This window comes from Acinetobacter sp. A2 (assembly GCF_012371325.1).
Classification (GTDB): domain Bacteria; phylum Pseudomonadota; class Gammaproteobacteria; order Pseudomonadales; family Moraxellaceae; genus Acinetobacter.
Window position 1 is genome coordinate 67,107 of the sequence record NZ_JAAZQX010000003.1, and the last position, 18,443, is coordinate 85,549.

Here is an 18,443-nt window from a genome sequence, read left to right on the forward strand (position 1 = left end):
ACGCGGACAAACGGTTATGGCAAAACGAGAAAATTTAGAACATAAAGTGGTGTGGATTACAGGCGCATCTTCAGGAATTGGTAAGGCACTGGCCAAAGAATGTGCTTTACAGGGTGCGCAAGTCATTTTAACAGCACGCCGTTATGAAGAGTTGGAAAAAGTACGTGTGAGTTTATTAAACCCTGAACGCCATCTTTCAGTCTGTGCAGACATCACCAATGAAAGTCAGGTTTTGCATGCTTATGAGCAAGTTTTGGCACGTAAAGGGCGGATTGACTGGTTAATTAATAACGCAGGTTTAAGTCAGCGTGCCTTAATTGCAGATACCACCATGCAAACCGAACGCACCATTATGGAAGTCGATTATTTTTCACAAGTATTTCTGACCAAAACAGTCTTGCCGACCTTTTTACAGCAAAAACACGGGCGCATTATTTTTGTATCTAGTGTTGCGGCATTATTAGGTACTCAATATCGTGCTTCCTATTCAGCAGCGAAAAGTGCCATTCACATGTGGGCCAACAGTTTACGTGCCGAAGTGGCAGAGCAGGGGGTACAGGTCTCGGTGATTTTCCCAGGCTTTGTGAACACCAATGTATCTTTTAATGCGCTTAATGGTGAAGGCAAGCCACAAGGGCATCAAGATGAAGCCATTGAAAATGGTTTAGATGCAGATGAATTTGCCAAAACCACAGTAAAAGCCTTGATGGCAGGGGAAGAATATATTGTAGTGGGTGGTGCTAAAGAAAAGCTGGGTGTATTGGTGTCTCGATTATCACCAAGCGCTTTATATAAAATGATACGTAAGACTAAGGTCAAGTGAGTTAAAGGCTCTCAGTATCATCATCTAGATGATGATACTGTTTTCATTTTAGTGTGCATGAGGAAGTGTGGTGGAAGAATGAATCGCCGTGCCATAAGCAAAGACTTCGACCATGCCGCCTTGCATCCCTAATTCTGTGGTACTTAAACGCAGTCCCATAATTTGAGTTGCACCTACTTTTTCAGCTTCAAGTTTTAAGCGCACCACTGCTTCACGACGTGCACGCTCAACAATGCTTTCATAACTGGTTAAACGACCACCAAAAAAATTCTGGATGTTGGCAATCACAAACTTAAAATAATCATGTGAAATCACCACATTACTGTGTACTAATTGTCCCGTCTGGGTGCTAGTTTGAAAACGGTTGTTATCTACCCGAATATAGCTTAAGCGCTGTTCTTGCTCTGCCAAATATTTGAAATGTTTGCGCTCATTATGTCGACCAAAGCCAAAACCAACAGCAAACAAAACAGCAAAGACAATAATTTGTAGAATTAAATTATCCATGTGGTGTTATCCCCATCAAATCACCCCAGTCTTAATTTTGCACAGGGAAAGGGTCTGGAAGTTTAGGGATGTCAGCTTCAACTACAACCGCAGTGCCGTAAACGAACAGTTCCGAAGCACCTTGCGCAATATTGGATGTAGAAAAACGTATTCCGACGATGGCATTTGCACCTAAACCACGTGCTTTTTCAATCATACGGTTCATGGCTTCTTGACGGGACTCTTCTAAAAGTTCGGTATAGGCAGTTAATTCACCGCCTACAATATTTTTGAGTCCAGCCAATAAGTCACGCCCAACGTGTTTACTGCGCACAGTGCTGCCATATACCACATCAATTTGGCGGGAAATGCGATGCCCCGGAACAGATTCAAGATTGCTGAGTAACATATTTTTTTGAGTGAAGAGAAACGAATCTACTGAAGATATGGAATGTACCTCAAAAAAGCAATAAAAAAGCCCACCGAAGTGAGCTGATTTAGGTCTTTGTAAATGGTGTGGTTTCACCATCTAATTATGTTTTGCTGTACTAAATTACTGCGCTTTCCGCTCAGCCGATGATGCAGGTTGTAAAGTTGCATCTGAAGTATTGGCTTTTACACCGCCACCTAAAGATTTGTACAACTCGACCTGATTGTTCAGATTGGCTTGCTCAAGTAGCAACAAACCTTGCTCTGCGGCATAAGCGGTACGTTGAGCGTCTAACACGGTTAAGTAGCTGTCAATCCCTGCACGGAAACGTGCATTAGAAAGCTTATAAGTCGTGTTGGTTGCTTCAACCAAGCGTTTTTGAGCAGCTAAACGGTCCCCAATATTTTGACGAACTGCCAAGGCATCATTCACTTCACGGAATGCAGACTGAATTGACTTTTCATAATCTGCCAAAGCAATTTGCTGATCGGTTTCTGAAATTTTGATGTTGGCTTGGCGTGTACCCCAATCGAAAATTGGCAGGTCTAGACTTGGGCCAACTGCCCACACAAAGCTGCCCGATTTAAACAAATCACTTAAATCTGTTGACGCATATCCAGCATTGCCTGTTAGGCTGATGCTTGGAAATAAACGTGCTTTGGCCGCACCAATGTTAGCTCCTGCAGCAGACAGTCGGTACTCGGCAGTACGGATGTCGGGACGGTTGGTCAGCAAGTCACTTGGTAAGCCTGCACCCATTGCATTGTTTTTCGTAATGCGGGTAACACGCTGTGCAGGTAGCAAAGTGTTTGGAACAGGTTCACCCACCAGCAAGTTCAACAAGTTTTGTGCTTGGGCAACTTGGGTTTTGTAGTTAGCAACATCATTACGTGCCGTTTCTACAGAAATTTGCGCCTGACGCACAGGCAGCTCGCTATCAATACCAACATCAAAACGCTTTTTGTTCAGATTGTAAGATTCAAGCTGCGTTTTTAACGTCTGATCTGCCAGTTTTAAATTGGCATTGGCAAAAGAGTAGTTCAGCCATGCTTGTGCAACCTGACCAATCAGGGCAATTTGCGTGGCATCACGTGAGCTTTGAGTTGCCAAGAAGTTATCTAAGGCATTATCTTTTAGGCTGCGTACACGACCCCAAAAATCTAGCTCATAGGCAGTAACACCTAAGCCGACGTTATAACGGGTATGTGTACCTAATCCATTGCCCTGATCTTGACGTAGTACGCCACCGCTAGCACCAATGGTAGGCAATTGGTTGTTTTCTGTAATTTGATAAGCTTGCTGCGCACGCTGGATGTTCAGGGTTGCAGTGCGCAAATCACGGTTATTGTTCAGTGCCATATCCAGCACTTGCAATAAGCGCTGGTCGGCAAAGAAATCTTTATAGCCTTGTTCGGCAACCGATGTACCCGTTGCTGTTGCTGTATAGCTGCTCGGAATACTCGCCTGAGCGACGGGCTCTGGCCCACGCATGCTTTGACAGGCTGTCAAAGCAAGCGCAAGGGCAGAAACCGCAATGCCACGGCCTGTAAGAGACCATAAGTTTTGCATCACGATACATGCTCCTGTTGATTTTGTTGTTTTGGTTTGTATTTAAAGATACTTCTGATCCAAACGTAGAACACTGGAATAAAGAAGATCCCTAACAAGGTTGAGCTAATTACACCGCCCAAGACTCCATAACCGACTGAATGTTGGCTACCTGCACCTGCACCAGATGAAAGAGCAAGTGGCAATACACCAAAACCGAAGGCAAGGGTGGTCATAATAATTGGACGTAAACGCATTTTTGCAGCATGCAAAGTGGCTTCAAATAGGTCTTCACCTTTTTCTTGTAGCTCTTTGGCAAATTCTACAATCAAAATGGCGTTTTTCGCAGACAAACCAATCACAGCAATAATTGCCACTTGGAAGTAAATGTTATTGGATAGGTTCGGGTTCTTGAACAAGATCATGCCCCCAAAGGTGAGCAATAATGCCCCGACAATCCCTAACGGTACGACCAAGAGTACTGAGAATGGAATAGACCAGCTTTCATACAAGGCTGCCAAACACAGGAATACAATCAGTAAAGACAACGCATACAAGAACGGTGCTTGGTCGCCCGATTCACGTTCTTCTAGCGATAGGCCTGTCCATTCATAGTCAAAGCCATTTAAGCCCATAGACGGTAATTTAGCGACAATTTCTTCCATGGCTTGCATTGCTTCACCTGAGCTGACGCCCGGAGCAGGTGCACCCTGAATGTTCTTGGCAGATACGCCGTTATAGCGTTCTAAGCGCGGCGAACCATAAGTCCACTCACCTGTTGCAAAGGCAGAGAACGGTACCATTTCACCACGGTTATTGCGCACATACCACTTGTTTAGGTCTTCAGGCATCATGCGTGAGTCTGATTCAGCTTGAACATAAACTTTTTTCACACGACCACGGTCAATAAAGTCATTGATGTACGAACCACCCCAAGCCATGCCCATCGTGCTGTTGATTTCAGCAATGCTGACACCTGCTGCACCTGCTTGCGCCTGATCAATCAGAATACGGTACTGTGGTGTATCTTCCTGACCATTTGGACGTACGCCTATTAAGCGAGGGTCTTTGGCTGCTTCACCCAAGACAATGTTACGTGCCATGGTGAGTTTTTCGTGACCATTACCTGCAGCATCTTTCAGCTGTAAGTTAAAGCCTGCACTCACACCCAATTCAGGCATTGCTGGCAGCTGTAATGGCATGATGTAGGTCGCATCTTTCACAATCATGTTCAGCGCCATACCACGTTGAATAATGGCACCCACTTGTGATTCTGGACTTGTACGTTCACTCCAGTCTTTTAACTTAATGAATGCCATACCAGCGTTCTGACCAACACCCGAGAACGAGAAGCCAGAAACACTAAACACCGACTGCACATGCTCTTTTTCATTTTCTCTGAAGAAGTTAGTCATGCTGGTCATCGTGGCATCAGTACGTTCCAAAGTCGCATTTGGTGGGAGTTGCACCAGTGTCATCACCACACCCTGATCTTCATCAGGTAAGAACGATGATGGAAGTTTCTGGAACAACAACACAATAATACCCAACACCACTGCATATAAAATTCCTGAGAAAATTTTGCTGTGGGTCATACGGTCTACACCGCCTTGATATTTGACTGAAATCTTGTCAAAGCTGCGGTTAAACCAACGGAAGAAACGGGCAAATACGCCGTTGCTTTCAGGTTTGTTTGGATCATGCTGTTTGAGAATGGTGGCACACAGGGCAGGGGTAAAGGTCAAGGCAACAACCAGTGACAGCACCATGGCAGTCACAAGGGTGATTGAGAATTGACGATAAATAACCCCTGTTGTTCCACCAAAGAATGCCATTGGAATGAACACCGCAGACAGTACTGAGGTAATCCCGACCAGTGCACCTGAAATCTGTTTCATGGACTTTTCAGTCGCAGCCACAGGATCAAGATGTTCTTCCACCATGACACGTTCTACGTTTTCCACTACAACAATCGCATCATCGACCAGAAGACCGATGGCGAGTACCATGGCAAACATGGTGAGGGTGTTGATGGAGAAACCAAACATATTGATCACGGCAAAAGTACCGAGAACCACCACAGGCACAGCCATGGTTGGAATAATGGTGGCGCGCCAGTTCTGTAAGAACAGGAACATCACAATAAATACCAAGATGATTGCTTCAATCAGCGTTTTAACCACACTCTTGATTGAAAGTTCAATAAATGGCGTGGTATCAAACGCCAATTCATCCTTTAAACCCGCAGGGTAGTTTGGACGTAATTGTTTTAAGCGTTCTTCTACAGCAGCAGCGGTATCTAGCGCGTTGGCACCAGTAGACAATTTAATTGCCACACCACCAGCAGGTTTACCGTTGTATTTAGAAATAAACTGATAGTTGTCTGCACCAAGTTCAATACGTGCTACATCACCCAAGCGAACTTGAGCACCTGAAGCGGTATTTTTGAGGAAAATATTGCTAAATTGTTCAGGTGTTTGTAGCAAGCTTTGTGCAGTAACCGTTGCGTTCAACGCCTGACCTTGAACAGATGGTGCACCACCCAATTGACCTACAGCTACCTGAGCGTTTTGGGTACGAATGGCTTGTGCAATATCACTTGGTGTAACTTGCAAGCTTGCCATTTTGGCTGGATCCATCCAAATACGCATGGCGTATGAGCCACCAAATACTTGTACTTCACCCACACCTGCAACACGGCTAAGCGGTTCAGAAATGTTGGAGTTGACATAGTCTTTAATGTCATCTGCAGAAAGGCTTTCATCTGGCGAATAGAAGGCTAAAACCTGTAAGAAGCTTGCACCTGATTTGGTGACTTTCACCCCTTGACGTTGTACGTCATCTGGTAATAAAGCCGTTGCAGATTGTAGCTTGTTCTGTACTTGAACCTGTGCAATATCAGGGTCAATCCCTTGCTCAAAGTTCAAGGTGATTGATGCAGAACCATTCCCCGCACTGTTCGATGAAATGTAGCGCAGACCATCTAAACCATTCATTTGCTGCTCAATAATTTGAGTCACTGTATTTTCAACAGTTTCAGCAGATGCACCCGGATAAGTCGCAGCAATGGTGACCGTTGGCGGTGCAATGGTCGGATATTGGGCAATTGGCATGTTGGTGAGGGTAATAATCCCCGCCAGCATGATCACCAATGAAATCACCCACGCAAAAATGGGGCGATGAATAAAAAAGTGTGCCATTGAAGTCTACCCCTTATGCATTTGAAGTAGCTTTTTGTTCAGTCGCTTGAGCTTCTGATGCTGGTGCTTGTTTTGCATCATCTGATTTTGCTGGTGCAGCAGGTGCACCTTGCGGGGCAGCGCCTTGAGGTTGATACGGTTTAGCCACAACTTGCTGTTCAGGTTTTACTTTGGCAATCCCTTCAACAATGACTTTATCGCCAGTTTGCAAACCTTCAGTCACAATCCAGTTGTTGCCTTGTGAGCCTACAGTAGTCACAGGACGAGGCTCAACCACTCCTTTTGCATTCACGAGCATCACCATCGCCTGACCTGTTGGGGTGCGGCTAAGTGCAGCTTGTGGAATTAAAATCGCATTAGGAATAACACCTTGCACAATTTGTGCGGTGGCGAACATACCTGGCAATAATAAGTGGTTGGCATTTGGGAAAACCGCACGTAAGGTCACAGTACCTGTTTCAGGATTCACACTGGCATCAGAGAATGCTAAACGGCCTTCAATCGGGTAATAGCTACCATCTTCAAGTTTTAATTTAACTTTAGTGTTGTTGCTGCTGTTAAGGCTACCCTGACTGAGTTGCTGACGTAAACGTAACAGTTCAGCACTAGACTGATTGATGTCTACATAAATTGGGTCTAAACGCTGAATGGTAACCAATGGCTCAGCTTGACTGGCAGTGACTAAAGCACCAGCCGTCACAGTAGAACGGTTCGTTTGCCCAGAAATAGGTGCACGTACAGTTGAATAGCCTAAGTTAATTTCAGCATTGCGCACTTCTGCCTGAGTTGCTGCAACGTCCGCTTCGGCAAGTTTTACTTGAGCCACAATATCGTCATATTCTTGTTTGGAAATGGCGTTGCTGCCCACCAATTGACGATAACGACCTTCTTTTACCCGTAGCACATTTAATTGTGCCTGTTGGCGGGTTAAAGCTGCACGTGCGCTGTCTAAAGAAGCACGATTGGTACGTGCGTCAATTTCATAAAGCGCTTGACCTTCACGTACATAACTGCCTTCGGTAAATAAGCGTTTCAAAACGACGCCACTGGTTTGTGGGCGAACTTCTGAAATTTCAAAGGCAGTGGTACGACCAGACAATTCAACAGACTGCTCAACGCTTTGTGGTTGTGCCACAAGCACGCCAACCTCAGTCGGTGGCATTTGCTGGGCTGCACCTGCTTGCTGTGCATCTTTTGGATCTTTGCTACAACCCACAAGCGCTAAACTTGTGGCTAATGCGCAAGCAGTCAGGGCAGGTGCCCAAAGCTTTGCAGACATCATTTTTTCACCTCAATTAGATTTTTATCTAAACTTATGTATTGGTTTGCATTGCAGATATTTCGTGCAAAACAGATACCACAATGTGATCCAAATAAAACTTATGCTCCAACCGGAGAGGACATCTGAAGGATAGTGCACTCCCAGATATACACGGGAAATACCCATCAGCACCATCCACAACGCTGCACATACGGTTAAAATTCTATGCGCTGGATGTTGCAAACTTAGGTAAATGACTAAACAGCCTAAGCTTGCGGCATAAAAGCTATGTGCACTAGGAAACGCTGCACCATAACTTTCTACCAAATGTAATGCTTCAGGCGGGCGTGGGCGGGCAATTACAGATTTGAGCAGCCACGCAATCGCTATACTTCCAAACAGTCCTACACTGATAAAAACAATTTTTGTGTATTTTTTATACCATGCCCAGTAGAAACACCATAGGCTGGATAAAAATAATACAAATGGCATGCCACCCAATACAGAAAGTAGCTGTGCCAATTGATTCAAATGTGCGGTGCGTTGTGTACTTAAAAACTCTACAAGTGCAAAATCGAACTGTTGCAAGCTTGCAATATTGAGTACTAACACACTGATAATAAATAGCAAACTACCGAGATAAAGCAGTTTTTTAGGCATGCTGAAATCTCCGAAAGTTTAACCGATTTGAGCACGGTTGATGAATGGATTAAAGTGTACTAATCAGTACACTTTATTTCAAGTCAATGGAAATGAGAAGGATTTCTTTTTTTCCTGATTTGTGAGCAAGCCAGAAATCCGTACATTTTTTAAGTATTTCGTTCAGAGTTTGATGTGCTGTCATCATCCACTGTAATAGGTTGTTTCGGGGGCCAAAAGAAATCACTTGGACGGGTCAGAAAATGGGTCAGCACCAATTTTGCCAGAGGCTTCCATTGTTCAAAACGTACCCGACGTGCACGTAGTGCCACAATAATTGTTAAAGTAAAACTCACAAATAAGTTGGTTAAACCAATCAGTAGTACCCCTAAAAATGACACAATAATGAGGCCAATTTCAGGTGAGCCATTCACATTCATTAAACCTTGAATAAAGTTGGCAGAGGCAAAGGCAATATGGCGAATATCAATTGGTAAACCGAGAATATATCCGAGCGTGGCAGTACTGCCGAGCATAATCCCGAATAAAAAATTACCAGCCAATGCACCTAAATTACGTTCAATATAATTCGCAAAGCTATTCAGGCGTTCTTGTCCGAGCAGCATTTTTAGGTGGATGTGGGCTTTTAAACGTGGCCCAACTTTACGATACACCGCCATGTTGTCAAAATAACCAGCAATCAGACCTGACAAAAATAAAAATACCCCCGCAATAGCTGCATGCGGAACCGCTAAAGAGGTAAAGGGGTTTAAGTCATGTAAGGTGTCTGATGCTTTGGCATGTGACATTAAAGGTTCATGCAATGCGGCATCCCAACTAAAAGCAATTAAAGCTGCAATTGGAATGGCAATGGACATATTACCCAAAATAGCAATGAACTGTGTGCGAATAATATTAATAATGAGTGCGGCTAATTCGGCAATTTGTGCGGTCTTTGAACCTTTACGATGCTGAACGGTCGATGCCAAGGCCGCAGCAGTCATCGCGGGCTGTTTGGTGGCAACAGTAAAGTGCAACACATGAATAATCATAAAGCCAAATGAATAAATCATGCTGTTTATGATGGCTTGCATCATTGGAGCCAGCACTAAGCGAGAGGCGAGGGTTTTGAGCGTTGCCATAGCGGCAATTAAAACCCCCGCACCTGCTGCGGCTTTGTACATGCCCAAAAAGCCGTCTTTGTCGGTACTTACATAATGCTCGCCTGTTTTACTGGCATTTTCCGTGACTTGTAAGGCAATTAATTCACTGTTTTCTGCCAAGAGCGAACGCACACTGCGCTCGCTATACAGTGCTGCGGTAACATCTACCAATAACTGTCCCATTGAAATATGGCGAACTTTGTCTTGTGCCACAATCAAATTAATTAGCAGTTCAATCCGTTCCAGACATTGTTCCAGCAAGGACAGTAAATAGGTCAGACTAATACTGACTCCAGTGCGTTTGGTGGCACGTCTAATTTTGCTACTGACATTATGACATTGATCAATCATCACCAAAGCTTGAGCGGCATCGGGTGGTTGGATGGCACTCATTTGATCATGTTGCAGATCTGCAGTTTTATATTGCTGAATAAACTCATTGATTTCACGGTTTTGTGCCAAGAAAGGCGAGTCGTATTCACTCAGTTCAGGGTAGGCACTAATAAATTCAGGATATAAACCAATGCCACTGACCCGATATGACAATACGGTCAGGGCTTTAATAATTTCACTGCGAATCAGACGCTTCTGGGTTTGCCCGCCATGCCCACGATTAAGCAGGGTGAATAACTGTTGCCATTCAGCATCATCAATATTGTCTAACCAATATTTGTCGCTGCGCAGAGGAAAGACCCGACGCACTAAATCTTGCAGTTGGCTTTCATCATTAATTAGCGGTAAAAAGTGTGCGCCTAAGCGCTGGAACAGCTGATTCCAAAAGCCATCTAAAGACAGAATGCCAGTGTCAGCATATAAACTGGTTTGTTTGTACTGATTAATTAAACGTAAAACAAAATGTTGCAGGGTCGAGCTTGCGTTTGGAGTGATCAATAAAGCATGCAAGAGTGCCTGAAACTTTTGATGGGTTTCTTCTAAATTTTGGGTGTCTTGAGGACGAATACGATTGACCAGCTCAATCAGGAGATTTTCATCAAGAACAGCTTTGGGCGTGTCCAGCTGTTCTTGCATTTTATTAAATAAATCGTTGAGTTTTATATGCATAAGCAGCTTAAATTATTGAATACGGTGTAAAGCCAACAAGGCTAAATTCTTTAAGGCCTGACGATAGATCGACTCAGGCAGTGCTTCTAAAGCAGCAATAGCCGCTTCGGTTTCTTCTGTAGCACGCTGGCGGCAATAATCGAGAGCGCCTGAAGATTGCACAATGGCAATGACCTGATCTAGGTCAGCTGTGCCGCCTGTGGCAATACTGCGACGAATAATTTGATGTTGTTCGCCTGTTGTATTTTGTAAAGCAGAGATTAAAGGCAAAGTCGGTTTGCCTTCCATTAAATCATCGCCAATATTTTTACCTAATGTTTCAGCATCTGAGGTGTAATCCAAAATATCATCAATGATTTGGAAGGCATTACCAAAGTGTCCTGCAAATAAACGCAAAGGCTCACGGTATTGCGGTGTACCAGTTAAAATTGCAGCACCTTCGGTTGCCAGTTCAAATAAACGTGACGTTTTACCGTGAATAATATCCAAATAAATTTTTTCAGTGGTGTCTGGTTGATGCTGTGCCTGTAGTTGTAAAACTTCACCTTCGGCAATTTCACAGGTACCTGTAGAAAAGTCTTTCAGCAATACCATGTCATTTAAATCGACCAATAAGTCGAACGAGCGGGAAATTAAGAAGTCACCCACTAAAACTGCAGTCTGGTTATTCCATGTTGCATTGGCTGTTGGGCGACCACGACGTAAACCTGACTCATCTACAACATCGTCATGCACCAAAGTTGCGGTATGTAGCATTTCAATAATGGCCGCCAGTTTACGTTGACGTTCCAAATCTTCTGCACCACAGGCTTTGGCTGCAAGCAGACACATAATTGGACGCATGCGTTTGCCGCCTGCTTCGACCACGTGTTTACTAACGGCCATGACCAGGGCAACTTTTGAGGTAATTCCTTCATTAATAAATGTATCCATCGCGGCAAAATCAGAAGCAACAGGGGCGAGAATGTCTTGCTTAAAGTCGATGGTCATGTGAAAGGAAACCTCAATAATATTGAATTACAAACTTAGTGGAATCTATTGTAACTTTGGTTACAGCCAAGAAAATTAACTCAGTCTGCGAAAATAACACGCTGAATGCAATAGCTAGGCAATTGTATAATTGTTAAGTCTAATTGAAAACTAAGTAAATAACTTTATTGGTAAATTTGGCATTTGCTTAAGTTGCGCCTGATTCTAACAAGCGTAACGGCTTGCGCCAATACAATCTGTCTATTTACCCTTAACCAAGGGGTATAAAACATGACAAGTAGAGGTGTTTACTAAATAATCAATGCGCGTATACAATAATTGCCGCAAATGACTTGTTGTTTGTGTGAATATCCCTTAAAATCCTTGCCCTTGAATAACCCCCAGTGGCGTTCGTTTTAAGATCGATATATCCCTTTATCGGCACGACGACACGGGCATGTTTGGAGTACATTATGTACGCAGTAATCCAAAGCGGTGGTAAACAGCACCGTGTTGTTGAGGGTGAAACCCTTAAAGTTGAATTATTGAAAGCTGAAACTGGCGCAACTATTACGTTTGATGACGTATTAATGGTTGTAAACGGTGACAACGTTCAAATCGGTGCTCCAGTTGTTGCTGGCGCTAAAGTAACTGCAGAAGTGGTTGGTCATGGTCGTCACGACAAAATCCGTATTGTTAAAATGCGTCGTCGTAAACACTACCGTAAGCAACAAGGTCACCGTCAATGGTTTACCGAGTTGAAAATTACTGGTATTGCAGGCTAATCACTAGGAGTAAATAGACATGGCAACTAAAAAAGCCGGTGGATCGACTAAGAACGGTCGTGATTCGAATCCTAAGATGTTAGGTGTTAAAGTTTACGGTGGTCAAACTGTAACTGCTGGTAACATCATCGTTCGTCAACGTGGTACAGAATTCCACGCTGGTGCAAACGTAGGTATGGGCCGTGACCATACTTTATTTGCTACTGCTGACGGCGTAGTAAAATTCGAAGTGAAAGGTCAATTTGGCCGTCGCTACGTATCTGTTGAAGCGTAAGCAACAATAGAAAGAAACCCACAAGTGATTGTGGGTTTTTTTACGCCTATAAGATTGCAAAAAACTCAGAAGTAGATGCTTTTTATATCTTCATCATGATGGATAAATTTCTACATATTATATTAATAACAATACAAAACTTCTTATTTTCTATCATATTAGCGCCAGAAATTGGTTTAAGATGGGACATCCAAAACATTGCGACTAAGCAAATATAAAAAGGTGAATCTATGAATATGCTTCGTAAAACCATGTGTGCTGTGGCATTGGGTGCAACGACTTTAGCACCAATCATGAGTACCACAGTGTTTGCTGCGCCAGTGGCAGCATCGGAGCAACAGGCGACAGCAAATTTAGTTAAACAATTAAACGGTATTAAAAGTTTTACGGCCAATTTTGAGCAAACTACCAAAGTCAGCAACAATGGTAAGGCTTTACCAAACCGTGGTCTATCTGCTCAACACATGAACCAGAATTTTAAAGGCGTGATGAAAGTTGAACGTCCGGGTAAATTCTTCTGGGAAACCACCAGTCCAGCCAAACAGACCATTGTGACCACAGGTAAAACGGTATGGATTTATGATCCAGACTTACAGCAAGCGGTACGTCAAAGTTTAGATGATCAAGTAGCGAACACACCCGCATTATTACTTTCGGGTAATACCAACCAAATTATGCAGTCTTATCGTGTAACGCAGCCGAACAAGGCTAAGACTTACTACACTTTATATCCAAAAAGTGATGATGGTGTATTTCAAAGTCTGACCATTAGTTTTGGTGCACGTAATGCACCTACCTTGATGATTTTACAGGACTCGTTGGGGCAAACCACACATGTACGTTTTAACAATGTGAAAGTTAATGCCAAAATTCCTGCATCGACCTTTAATTTTACTCCGCCAAAAGGTACGGATATTATTGATCAATAATCAACACATCGAAGTTAAAAGTGATGATATTTAGGGCGTTTTAAACGCCCTAATTTTTTATGGATCATATGTCCTTGCAGGTTATCCCTTATTTTTAGGTTAGAAAGATTTGGGGCGGTAATACTCGCCTTAAATTATACGCAAAGCAGATTGTGAATAATTTAGTGTCTGGCACAACAATTCAGCGATTTAAAACTCAGCCTACATATTTATCTGTAGATTCATTCTAAGAAATCCACAATTTCTGTGGATAAATCTTGGGATAATTCACATTTTAAAGAAAGAGGTACGCAGATTGGGTCGTTGCTTATGGGTGTCTAGGTTCTGGTTGTTGTGTTTAAGATTCTGATTTATATATAAAAAATAAAGCAAGCTCTGTATCAAACATTGTATTAATTTTAAACTCGGTTATCCCCTATAAATTCCGTTACACAACTGCTCTAGGATTGAACAGCAAGAGTTGCCTATAGTCTTGACGAGCAAATTGGGTTGTGTATCACCATCAAGTTGCTTAATAGATAACGCATCGCAGCATTTTATTTTTAAAGCAGGACAGGGGGGAGGTTTAATGCAACATTTAAAATCACAGGTCTGGGTTAGTGCTGTCGCTTTAAGTTCAGTCTTGTTGTTCACCGCATGTCAGCCAAAAAATGACACAACATCTAAAACAGAAGCAGGCCAAGTGGCGACTTCATCGGCTGCAGATATTCCAGTGGTTCAAGCCAAAGTGGTACCTGTTGAGTTGGCGCAAAAACAAGTCTGCGATGAAGAAGGCTGTACCGCCTACGACATTCAGACGGTCAAAAGTAATGTGGCATGGATAGATAATTATTTTATGCAACGCTTGCAAAAAGCCGACCCAATTGCATTTTCTAAATCGGCTGCTTCAGCCGCTACGCCAGAAGAAGAAACGAATCCGATGGATTTGAATCAGAGTTCATCTTATGTGCGTTATATCGGGCAACATGGCAATTTAGCGACCTTTAGTTTACAAAGTTATTATTATCCTGCACGTGCAGCACACGGCATGCATCATCAAGAATTTGTGACCTTTGATTTAAAACAACAAAAGCGTTTGGCACTCCAAGATATTTTATTGCCCAATGCTGAAGCCAAAGTAGTAGAGGAATTGTTCAATCATAATTTTAATTGGTTAGATGAACATGATATTTCCCGTGAAAAATTTAAACTGAGTGATAACTTTTACTACGGTGCCAATGGCATTGTGTTTGTCTATCCATTGTATGAGCTTGCCTCTTATGCAGAAGGTATGCCTGAATTGGTGCTGCCGTATTACGCAACAGCACAATTGATCAAGCCTGAATATTTACCAAGTTTGCCTCAGTACCCTAACCAGTAAAAGTGAAAAATAAGCGCTGAGATTGCTGTAATAAGGTGCAGCTGTGAATCGGGTTACTGTATTTTTTAACCCGAAGCGCTTACACTATAGCCAGTTTTTTTCTTATTCCAAGATTGGCTATGATTGACCCGAAATTACTCAGAAATAATATTGAGGCTGTAAATTTAGCCTTAGCAAAACGTGGTGTGCAATTAGATGTAGCAGAGTGGGCAGCACTTGAAGCACGTCGTAAAGAATTGCAATCTAAAACCGAAGCATTACAGGCAGAACGTAATTCGGGTGCAAAACAAGTCGGTCAAATTAAAAAAGCAGGTGGCGATGCCTCTGAAGTTATGGCACGCATGTCTGCAATTGGTGATGAAATCAAAGCTGCTGAAGTGGCTTTGGCAGAATTGCAAGATGAATTAGAAGCCAAATTACTGTCTATTCCTAATATGCCAGATGAGTCTGTACCTGAAGGTAAAGACGAAGCTGATAATGTAGAAGTATTGAAATGGGGCACACCACGCCAGTTTGATTTTGAAATCAAAGATCATACCGATTTAGGCGAAATGATGGGTGGTTTGGAGTTTGAAACTGCAACCAAACTGACAGGCTCACGTTTTAGCGTACTCAAAGGGCCTTTGGCGCGTTTACAGCGTGCGATTACCCAGTTTATGCTAGATACGCATACAGATAAAAATGGTTATACCGAAGCTTATGTGCCGTATTTGGTCAATGCAGATTCATTGCGTGGTACAGGACAACTGCCTAAGTTTGAAGAAGATTTATTCAAGCTTCAAGGCGAAAAAGAATATTATCTGATTCCAACCGCAGAAGTGCCAGTGACTAACTTTGTGCGTGATGAAATCATTGATCCTGAGCGTTTACCGCTAAAATATGCCGCACACACGCCTTGTTTCCGTAGTGAAGCAGGTTCTTATGGTCGCGATACCCGTGGTTTAATCCGTCAACACCAGTTCGATAAAGTTGAAATGGTGCAAATTGTTAAACCTGAAACATCAATGCAGGCTTTAGAAGAGTTGACTGGGCATGCAGAAGGTATTTTGCAGGCACTTGGTTTGCCGTACCGTAAAATTATTTTATGCGGTGGCGATATGGGCTTTGGGGCGACCAAAACTTACGATTTAGAAGTTTGGGTGCCAAGTCAAAATACCTATCGTGAAATATCTTCATGTTCAAACATGGGGGATTTCCAAGCACGCCGTATGAAAGCGCGTTACCGTGCCGATCAAAAGAAAACTGAATTTGTGCATACGCTAAATGGTTCAGGTTTGGCAGTTGGTCGTACCTTATTGGCGGTAATGGAAAACTATCAACGTGCCGATGGTTCAATCGAAATTCCAGAAGTGTTACGTCCATATATGGGCGGTGCAGCGTTTATTAATTAAGTTGTGCACAGCTCGGCTTAAAATTGCTTACAGTCAGATTTAAATATTGAGGTTTAGTGTGGATATTTTTCCAATCTCGTTAAAGTTGCAGCAGCAACCTTGTCTGATTGTGGGCGGTGGGCATATTGCCTACCGTAAAGCGGTATTGTTGGCTAAAGCAGGTGCACAAATTGATGTTGTTGCACCTGAAATTGATGCAAATCTCCTGCAACTGGTTCAGCAGAGTCAAGGGCAGTATTATCCGGCTGAATTTAGCACTGAGGTTGAATTGCGAGCATACCGTTTGGTAATTGCCGCAACAGATAGTCATGCCGTCAATCAGCAGGTTTTTGAAGCCTGTGAAGCCGAAAAAGTATTGGTGAATAGTGTGGATGATCCGCCACATTGTCGCTTTATGGTGCCTGCCATTATTGACCGTTCACCTTTGATCATTTCAGTGGCCAGCAATGGCACATCTCCTGTGTTGTCGCGTCAAATTCGTACCCAACTGGAAAGTACAATTCCGCATGGTATGGGCAAACTGGCTGAATTTTCAGGTCAGTGGCGTGCCGCAGTAAAACAGAAAATTGTCAATCCAGATGAGCGCCGTATTTTTTGGGAGGAACTCTATGCGAGTCCCCTGAAAGAACAGGTGTTCAATGACAATCTTGAGGCTGCTAATCAAAGCATCCAACAAGCTTTGGCTGAATGGGACACGCCAAAAGGTGAAGTCTATTTAGTGGGTGCAGGCCCTGGTGATCCTGAATTATTGACTTTAAAAGCACTGCGTTTAATGCAGCAAGCCGATGTGGTGATTTATGACCGTTTGGTGGCTGCTCCCATTTTGGAGTTGTGCCGCCGTGATGCCGAAAAAGTTTATGTCGGCAAAGCACGTTCCAATCATGCCGTGCCGCAGGAAGGCATTAATGCCTTATTGGTCAAATACGCACAAGCGGGTAAACGTGTCTGTCGTTTAAAAGGCGGTGATCCCTTTATTTTTGGGCGTGGTGGCGAAGAAATTCAGGAGCTGTATGAAGCAGGTGTCTCCTTTCAAGTGGTGCCAGGCATCACAGCAGCTTCAGGCTGTTCGGCTTATGCGGGGATTCCGCTGACTCACCGTGACTATGCACAAAGTGTGCGTTTCCTGACAGGACACTTAAAGGAAGGTTCACCTGAGTTGCCGTGGTCAGAATTGGTGTATGAGCATCAAACGTTGGTGCTGTATATGGGCTTGGTGGGTTTGGAAACCATTTGTGAAAAACTGATTGCACACGGACAGCGTGCCGACATGCCAGTGGCGCTTATATCTAAAGGTACTACCCCTGAGCAGAAAGTCGTGGTAGGTACCTTGGCAGATATTGCCAGTAAAGTGGCGCAGCATCAGATTCAAGCACCAACCTTGACCATTATTGGTGAAGTGGTGAGTTTGCGTGAACAATTAAAGTGGCAAGGGTAAATTGATCCTTGTTTCAGCGTTTAAGAGAAGAGAAATCAAGTGATCCATGTCGTTTTGTATGAGCCAGAAATTCCAGCAAACACAGGCAATATTATTCGTTTGTGCGCCAATACCGGTGCACAACTGCATTTGATCAAGCCTTTGGGTTTTGAGTTGGATGATAAAAAATTGCGCCGTGCTGGTTTGGATTATCATGAATGGGCACGTATGCAAATTTGGGACAATCTTGAGCAATGTTTGGCTGATTTAGACAGCAAAGGTGTGGGCTTGGATGCGATTTATCCACTAACGACTAAAGGCACAGAAACACCACATACGTCAAATTTAAACCGACCTGTGGCTTTGCTGATGGGGCCTGAAACACGTGGTTTGCCTGAAGCAGTACGCATGCTATTTCCACAGCAGCACTGGATACGTTTACCAATGGCAGAAAACTCACGCAGTCTAAATTTGTCTAATGCCACGGCAGTTATTTTGTATGAAGCATGGCGTCAGCAGGGGTTTAAGGCGCTGGTTTAATCTGTATTTGGATTATAAAGTTGCCGTAATGAATAAAAGCTGAGGTAAATCGCGCTCAGCTTTTTTGTTCCTGCTATTTTTTGATTTATTAGTGAAATTATTTTAGGCATAAAAAAGGCGCATAAAGCGCCTTTTTTTATTTGAGCTGATTGTCCCGTCCTGAAATAAG

Annotated in this window: 16 protein-coding genes; 8 read left to right on the forward strand and 8 right to left on the reverse strand. The window is 43.3% G+C overall.

What is annotated here, in order from left to right; translation table 11 throughout:
- Positions 1-16 precede the first annotated feature (16 nt).
- Complete coding sequence (locus HHA43_RS02180; protein ID WP_168417996.1) at positions 17-823, forward strand: SDR family NAD(P)-dependent oxidoreductase; 807 nt, start codon at positions 17-19, stop codon at positions 821-823.
- 48 nt (positions 824-871) lie between these two features.
- Here HHA43_RS02180 and HHA43_RS02185 read toward each other — a convergent pair whose 3' ends face one another.
- From HHA43_RS02185 to sdsA, 8 genes are all read right to left on the reverse strand, one after another.
- Entirely contained in the window at positions 872-1,330 is a 459-nt protein-coding gene (locus HHA43_RS02185) for a YbjQ family protein (protein ID WP_168417997.1), read from the reverse strand.
- 31 nt (positions 1,331-1,361) lie between these two features.
- On the reverse strand, positions 1,362-1,718 hold the full coding sequence (locus HHA43_RS02190) for a YbjQ family protein (protein ID WP_168417998.1): 357 nt from the start codon (positions 1,716-1,718) through the stop codon (positions 1,362-1,364).
- A 144-nt stretch (positions 1,719-1,862) separates the two neighbouring features.
- Positions 1,863-3,308, reverse strand: coding sequence for a multidrug efflux RND transporter AdeIJK outer membrane channel subunit AdeK (gene adeK / locus HHA43_RS02195; protein WP_168525145.1), 1,446 nt, complete (start codon positions 3,306-3,308; stop codon positions 1,863-1,865).
- The gene (locus tag HHA43_RS02200; RefSeq protein WP_168541631.1) at positions 3,308-6,487 is read right to left on the reverse strand and encodes an efflux RND transporter permease subunit; all 3,180 of its coding nucleotides are present in this window, start codon (positions 6,485-6,487) and stop codon (positions 3,308-3,310) included. Before HHA43_RS02200 ends, adeK begins: the two co-directional genes overlap by 1 nt.
- 13 nt (positions 6,488-6,500) lie before the next feature.
- The gene (locus tag HHA43_RS02205) at positions 6,501-7,769 is read right to left on the reverse strand and encodes an efflux RND transporter periplasmic adaptor subunit (RefSeq protein ID WP_168460876.1); all 1,269 of its coding nucleotides are present in this window, start codon (positions 7,767-7,769) and stop codon (positions 6,501-6,503) included.
- A gap of 21 nt (positions 7,770-7,790) precedes the next feature.
- Complete coding sequence (locus HHA43_RS02210) at positions 7,791-8,408, reverse strand: phosphatase PAP2 family protein (RefSeq protein WP_168460878.1); 618 nt, start codon at positions 8,406-8,408, stop codon at positions 7,791-7,793.
- 149 nt (positions 8,409-8,557) lie between these two features.
- Positions 8,558-10,612, reverse strand: a complete 2,055-nt coding sequence (locus HHA43_RS02215) for a site-specific recombinase (protein WP_168418002.1) — start codon at positions 10,610-10,612, stop codon at positions 8,558-8,560.
- Between the two features lie 12 nt (positions 10,613-10,624).
- A complete protein-coding gene (gene sdsA / locus HHA43_RS02220; protein ID WP_168541633.1) occupies positions 10,625-11,602 on the reverse strand; it encodes an All-trans-nonaprenyl-diphosphate synthase in 978 nt (325 codons plus the stop codon).
- Between the two features lie 452 nt (positions 11,603-12,054).
- Here sdsA and rplU point away from each other — a divergent pair, with 452 nt between their 5' ends.
- The 7 genes from rplU (at position 12,055) to HHA43_RS02255 (ending at position 18,274) form a co-directional block, all read left to right on the forward strand.
- Positions 12,055-12,366 (forward strand): 50S ribosomal protein L21, encoded by a 312-nt coding sequence (rplU, locus tag HHA43_RS02225; RefSeq protein ID WP_004972275.1) that lies wholly within the window; start codon positions 12,055-12,057, stop codon positions 12,364-12,366.
- 19 nt (positions 12,367-12,385) lie between these two features.
- Positions 12,386-12,640 (forward strand): 50S ribosomal protein L27, encoded by a 255-nt coding sequence (gene rpmA / locus HHA43_RS02230; RefSeq protein ID WP_004760935.1) that lies wholly within the window; start codon positions 12,386-12,388, stop codon positions 12,638-12,640.
- Positions 12,641-12,870: 230 nt separating this feature from the next.
- Positions 12,871-13,569: an outer membrane lipoprotein chaperone LolA gene (gene lolA, locus HHA43_RS02235; protein WP_168418004.1), complete on the forward strand. Its 699-nt coding sequence runs from the start codon at positions 12,871-12,873 to the stop codon at positions 13,567-13,569.
- A gap of 568 nt (positions 13,570-14,137) precedes the next feature.
- Positions 14,138-14,929 (forward strand): RsiV family protein, encoded by a 792-nt coding sequence (locus tag HHA43_RS02240; protein WP_168541635.1) that lies wholly within the window; start codon positions 14,138-14,140, stop codon positions 14,927-14,929.
- A gap of 119 nt (positions 14,930-15,048) precedes the next feature.
- A complete protein-coding gene (gene serS, locus HHA43_RS02245; protein WP_168460884.1) occupies positions 15,049-16,320 on the forward strand; it encodes a serine--tRNA ligase in 1,272 nt (423 codons plus the stop codon).
- Positions 16,321-16,378: 58 nt separating this feature from the next.
- Positions 16,379-17,755 carry a siroheme synthase CysG gene (gene cysG, locus HHA43_RS02250; protein WP_168541637.1) on the forward strand — a complete coding sequence of 459 codons (1,377 nt, stop codon included), beginning with the start codon at positions 16,379-16,381 and terminating at the stop codon, positions 17,753-17,755.
- 39 nt (positions 17,756-17,794) lie between these two features.
- Complete coding sequence (locus HHA43_RS02255; RefSeq protein WP_168418008.1) at positions 17,795-18,274, forward strand: tRNA (cytidine(34)-2'-O)-methyltransferase; 480 nt, start codon at positions 17,795-17,797, stop codon at positions 18,272-18,274.
- Positions 18,275-18,443: the final 169 nt, after the last annotated feature.